At 39.7% G+C, this 348-nt stretch carries 1 protein-coding gene; it reads right to left on the bottom strand.

What is annotated here, in order from left to right; genetic code table 11:
• On the bottom strand, positions 1–230 hold a 230-nt coding region (locus RMT89_RS41745; protein WP_315888977.1), incomplete at its 3' end, for a hypothetical protein.
• Positions 231–348: the final 118 nt, after the last annotated feature.

The following is a 348-nucleotide window of genomic DNA, read 5'->3' as shown; positions in this document are numbered from 1 at the left end:
ATTTTAGCATCAGGCACTGCCATTCGGATAACCCAAGTGGAAAAACCACGCCAAGTACCACACTCCACTACAAGCTCTGGTGCAGGATCCATTTCCTTCAAAAAATAATACAGTGCAAAAGCACCCTGGCACCCTAGACCATTAGAATTTTCGAAAGGTCTAGTTTTCCAAATCTCTTCCCACTCTGCAGCCAGCTCTATCACTTTTTGCTTATCTACAACAGAATTCATAACCATTTCCTCACCTAATACAATTAAAAGTTTCTAGGACCTGATAAATTAAAAAAAATATCTTTATTCAAACAAGCTCTTTCATTAAGCTCAATCACCCTGGGGCCGCTTATATCTG

The organism is Streptomyces sp. P17, assembly GCF_032436805.1.
Classification (GTDB): domain Bacteria; phylum Actinomycetota; class Actinomycetes; order Streptomycetales; family Streptomycetaceae; genus Streptomyces.
The sequence above is the reverse complement of the archived record's forward strand: the minus strand, read 5'-3'. Positions and strand labels throughout refer to the sequence as shown.